4 protein-coding genes are annotated in these 5,535 nt (G+C 50.0%); all 4 read right to left on the bottom strand.

Going from position 1 to position 5,535, the window contains the following annotated elements; genetic code table 11:
• A partial coding sequence (locus HOK28_18360; protein MBT6435067.1) for a hypothetical protein occupies window positions 1-508 on the bottom strand: 508 nt, incomplete at its 3' end.
• Window positions 509-585: 77 nt separating this feature from the next.
• Window positions 586-3,234 (bottom strand): hypothetical protein, encoded by a 2,649-nt coding sequence (locus HOK28_18355; protein MBT6435066.1) that lies wholly within the window; start codon window positions 3,232-3,234, stop codon window positions 586-588.
• Window positions 3,235-3,351: 117 nt separating this feature from the next.
• The gene (locus HOK28_18350; GenBank protein ID MBT6435065.1) at window positions 3,352-5,115 is read right to left on the bottom strand and encodes a hypothetical protein; all 1,764 of its coding nucleotides are present in this window, start codon (window positions 5,113-5,115) and stop codon (window positions 3,352-3,354) included.
• Between the two features lie 223 nt (window positions 5,116-5,338).
• On the bottom strand, window positions 5,339-5,535 hold a 197-nt coding region (locus HOK28_18345; GenBank protein MBT6435064.1), incomplete at its 5' end, for a P-II family nitrogen regulator.

Here is a 5,535-nt window from a genome sequence, read left to right as displayed (position 1 = left end):
GGTTAAAGCCGGCGTGCAGGTCGAATGCGGTTTTGCCCAAGACATACCGAATACCGCCTCCAACTGTGTTTTGTTCATCAAGCGGCCAAAAGTCTAAAAGGTAGATGTCATCACCTCGGTACATACGAGACCCAGCCCAGACTGAAATATCTTTTCCGAGCGCATCTTTGGCTTCTACATAAAGATTGCGAATGGCGATGTCGGAACGGAAGTCGCCATTAAAATGAAAGAGTGCCTCTCCCAGCGCCAGCGTAAGATAGGTCGTAAATTCAGCGCCCGTACTTGGCACATTTAGAGCGTATGAGAAATCTAGCTCTGCGTATGATTTCTCTAAGAGCCGCGGTGCGTGGGCAATGACCTTCACCGGCGCAAGGCCGCCGCCATTGAGATCAGACCCCGCTACCAATCGTCCGTAACTGCCAAATGTAAAGCTATCCTTCGCTTCTTCTTCTGCAAAAGCGGGCATTGCCGTCAACACAATGCATAAAAAACCTAGCCACCGAACCATCAGTTCTCTCCCCGCGCGATACTACGACTTATTTGGAACATACCCTGAACTGGATACGTAAAATTTACTGATGCCATCTATTCTTGTCTTAGAATGATAAAGTCACGTGGTCCCAACTGCTGCTCGCCACCGCCCACTGACGCTTGAGTCATGAGGTCGACATAAGAACCAGATGGAATGGATACCGTTCTTGATGAATCTGAACGGTTCATCGCAACCCAAACGGGACTTGCCGCATCGCCACAACCATCCATTCTATAAACCCATGTATCACCATCCGCATAGAGCGTGTGGCGCGACCCGCGAGTTAGCGATTTCTCTTCACCCCGAATGGTCCCAAGTCTGGCTAGAGTTGTTCTCAAATCCAGCTGAGGCGCCAATAGGTCCCCATCGTTCCAAGGCATCGCCCGCCGATTATCAGGGTCGCCGCCTCCTGCCAATCCAATTTCATCACCGTAATAAATTAACGGAATCCCTGGGCTGGTCATCATCACCACATAGGACAGAGCCAATCTTTCGTAGGGGGCAGCATCTTGAGGCTGACCATAGCTCATGGTCCAGCCATTACTCGGTGAGCTTCCTTCCATGCAGTTTTGAATTTGTCCGCTGGCAAAGTGAATCGCTCGCGGAACATCGTGATTGCCAATCCATGTAGTCATGATGGCTCCCGGGCCGTAGAAATCATCATTGCCGTCCATCCAATACGCAAACTCGGACAAGGATAGATTCTTGCTAAAGAGCGCATTACAAAGCTGCGCTTTGAATGGGAAATCAAATTGCCCATCCAGTTTTGTGTCGGGATCAACAAATGAAGCCAATAGGTCCCGGTCTCCATAGTTGAACGTTTCGCCGACCAGGTAAAAACGCTCCCCGCGTGGGTTGAGAATATTTTGATTAAGAGAACTTCGCAGATCCTCAAGCCATTGCATTGGAACGTGCTTGATTGCATCTAAGCGGTATCCATCGATGTCATAATTTTGGGCCCACCAAAGCGCATCATTTACAGACCAAGCCCGGGCATCATCATTGCCGAATTCAAACGGAGGCAAGTAATCAGTAAATGCACAGCGAGTTCCCCAGTAAGCATCCTCCCAGAGATTCTCAGGACCGCAGAGTCTAAACCGGTCACCTTCACGGGCAAACCATTCTGGGTGAGCTGCATAAAGACCACTGTCTAGGTCAACGTGGTTCATCACGTAATCAAACATGACTTTCATGTTGTGGCCATCTGCCGTTTCAGTAGCGTGCGCTGTATCTACCAATCCATGTAGATCCTGCTCTGTACCAATTCGCGACTCAACCGCAGGTCTTGGTGTTGGATTCGACATATCTGAGTAATCGATATTGTCTGGCGACGGCCAGTAACCGTGGTATGCCGTGTAATTGTGACTGTCTTGAGATGGGTCAATGGCATCGCCCGCCGCATTACGGTTTTCAAAAGGGGCTGAAAGCCACAGAGCGGAAACCCCAAGATCAGCTAGGTATGGGAGCTTAGAAGTCATCCCTTCTAAATCTCCGCCTACATAATTTCCATTGGGTCCATTGAGGGTTCCGGTACCGTCCACTCCGCCAACCGAATCGGTTGACCCATCTCCATCAAAGAAACGGTCGACCAGGGCAAAATACATGACGGCATCGTCCCAGAGAAAGTCGTCTGTAGGTCCGCAATTGTTGACACCGACACACGCCATCTCAATCAATGAATTCGAGCTGCCAAAACCGTCGGACTCGGACCAAGGGTTGTTTGAATCTGGTAACCAAAATTCACCTTCGTTGGCCACATACTTGTAGCTGTATTGCCCGTCCTCAATGACCGCCTTGGCATACCATTGCCCAAGGGTCGGCTCCCAGGTCATTTCGAAACCACCCTCTTCTACCGTGGCCGGCCATCCGTTAAATGAGCCCGCAACATGAACCGAAGAATAAGTCGCACCTTCTGGGTTAAATAAGAAGGTATGCTTTCCACACGTATCTGTCTCACAAAAATTATCGACACAACTTTGAGATATGAGATCAGGGCAATCCATATCTTCGTTACATTCAGGGTCCACGCACTCCAAATCAATGCATCGAGATGCGCCCGCACATTCACTGTCGTCAACACACTCAGGTACGCAGATGCCGTCTTCACAAACCAAAGGTTCACTGCATGCTCGGTCTGGGCCACATTGTGCTTCACCACAAATTCCGATGGCATCACAGGAGCTGCCGTCCCCGCAGTAACAAGGCTCTTCGGCCACACATGTGTAGGCGCGGCATAGTGGCGTCTCTGCGCCGCATTCAACATCGGTTAAACATGCTGGAGCGAACGGGCACGAATGCTCAAAAACACTGTTTCGGTCGCCAAATTCATTGATAACAAATTCCGGATTCGCTGGATCAGAAGTCCAGGTCCCATTCACCACCAAACGGTACTCATAAGTTCCAGGCAGTAGTTTTTGCTCACCCATCCAGAAGCCATCGCCATCTTCATCGCGCAGAGAAAGTTCAGCGCCCCATGGCAAGCTTTCGAAATTCCCGGCGACCAAGACTTCAGATGCAAGCGACTCGCCCTGAGCATGAAATACAAAGGTATGAGCACAACCGTCGTCAACAACCGTTGTGCCTGAAGCTGACTCTGACGAGGAATCATCCGCTCCGCCTGCAGTTTGCCCTTGAGGCTCAGCGCATGCAGACAAGAGTATAACGGCCGCAAGAGCGCCCCATCCAAACCCATTACAATTCATTGATATTCCCCGCCGACTGCCCACACAGTCAATTAGTGCATCCATTATGAGTTACGGGATAATGGTTCCGAAGAAAATCGTCAAGTAGAAAGCAGTAGATCTTACAATGCTGGGTGATCAGTTCTTGGTAGAGAGCTCCGTTGGCTCAATCAGCCATTGGAAATTATCAATGATAACAAGGGAGTCATAAGCAGAGTCGCCAGTATCCCAAATGTGGAAATTAAGAGTAATTTCTTCACCTGGTACCACGGGAGCACTGGTTGTAAGCCAACCGGTGGCCCCTGCCGCTTCCACATTATTGGTAAAAGCCAAAACATCGCTCGAGCCATCGGGGCATGCGCCCAAAGATGTCTCACAAAGGTTGGTGGCTGAATTGCAGCTCAAAGCATCCACGCAGCCGTCACTGTTGCTATCGGGCGCCAAGAGAGTTTGCATAAAGTAGTGGTCAGAATCGTAGCATGAGAGTGCATCGCAAGTGGTGAAGAATGCATTGTTAACCGAGACAGGATTGCCAGCAGCATCAAAGGAAATATTTTTATCCGCCGGGATATCGGGATGGCCGCTGTCTAGGAGAGCCAAGAAGAAGTCATTGTATTGAGTACAGATATATTGCGGGTACTCATAAGTCCAAAAACGAAAATCGTACTGGAAACCCTGCGCATTGGTCGGCACGCGAACAGTCATGCTTAGGCGAACGGTATCGTATACAGAGGCATCAGTGGCTGGACAGGATGCACTTGTTTGGAGCTGATTCCCATGCACAGCCAGATAGTCACTTGGCCCCGAATCAGCGTTAGAGCTTCCATCGCTGTTGGATGAGGTGTAACCCGGATCGCCAACACCGCGCGCATCACCAGATGAAATCACGGCCACTGTTGAATTTGCCAAGGGAGCAACCAGACCTGCGCCGAGTCCATTTAAGACACCTACTTGGATATCTTGAGGTGTACCAATGCCATTGGAATTCGTGAGTCCGGTGGATACAACACCCCATTTATCAGGATCACCTTCCGTGTACTGACAAAGGTCCATTGCCATCACCATGTTGTCAGCGGTAACACCGGATGTAACAGAACCACCGCTGCAGTCAGTTGAGCCCACGTTATCAATTTCACCGTCGCAATCATCATCAATTTCATTACCAACAAATTCATAAGCACCAGGGTTCACCAACGCTGGGTTTTCGGCGCACTGCTGAAAAATCGAGTCGCAACAGTCGCCGTCACAACGAAACCATCCATCGCCATCTTCGTCCTCTGGTTCGTCTGTAAGACCATCGCAATCCTGGTCGAGGCCATCCTGAGTACAAGGTTCTTGCTCGGGTAGGATTGAACCTTCACAAAATCCCCAACCGATACCATTGCAAATCTCAATACCAGAACGACATGTTCCAACATTCTCAGTTCCAAGTGGACCAAAGTAACACGCTCGCTCCTCACCGTATTCACATTCACATTCGCCTAAGGTTTCACATCCGTTCGTTGCGACGAGGTCACAATCCGTAAAGCCTTCAAAACAATCGCAGACGCCGTCGTTGCAAACCTGATTATCGGCGCAGCCGCCGCAGTCATCTTCTTCATCTTGATTGTCATCACTGGCATCTGTGCCATCGGTTGCATCGTCTGATGCATCATCAGAAGCGTCACCAGTATCGGTTGCGTCACTGGCGTCGGTAGCATCGTCATCGGTCGAAACCGACGAGCCACTTGGCTCTTCCGTATTATCGCCTTCGCCCGTAGTCGTGGTGCCATCGCCGCCAGGTAGAGCCGCGCGGCCACCCGCATCAGCACATCCAAAGAGAGCGACACTCATCAAGAATACGGCCCAAAACAAACGATTAACCAAACGCGACCCCAAAGGCCGGACAAGCGAAGCAATCATCAAAACACCTATATATAGATTGTTGAATTCCCCAGACGGAACACCAAACCTAGCAACCAACCCCGAGATGATCCAGCAAGAACCGCTTAAAATCGGGCCTCCAAGCCTCAATCCGGTAGGATCCGCAAACCATTGTAATATTTAGAATTAAACAAAAAAAAACCCGGACAAGAACTCGTAAGCTCTTACCCGGGCCAATTTTATACTGAAATAAGCTATCGCATTAGCCGATAGCCGCCTCGCCCTCTTCCAAGGTCCGGATTCGGATAACCCTTGGCAAATCGAGCACAAAGATTTTCCCATCACCAATTTGCTCTGTTCGAGCACCTTTAATGATGGCGTCACTGGTCTTCTGAACGTAGGGCTCATTCACGGCAAACTCCAACCTAACCTTTTTAAGAAGCGTCACATCAAGCTCAG

The sequence above is a fragment of the Deltaproteobacteria bacterium genome, from assembly GCA_018668695.1.
GTDB lineage: Bacteria > Myxococcota > XYA12-FULL-58-9 > XYA12-FULL-58-9 > JABJBS01 > JABJBS01.
This window is presented reverse-complemented; position numbering and strand designations above follow the sequence as displayed.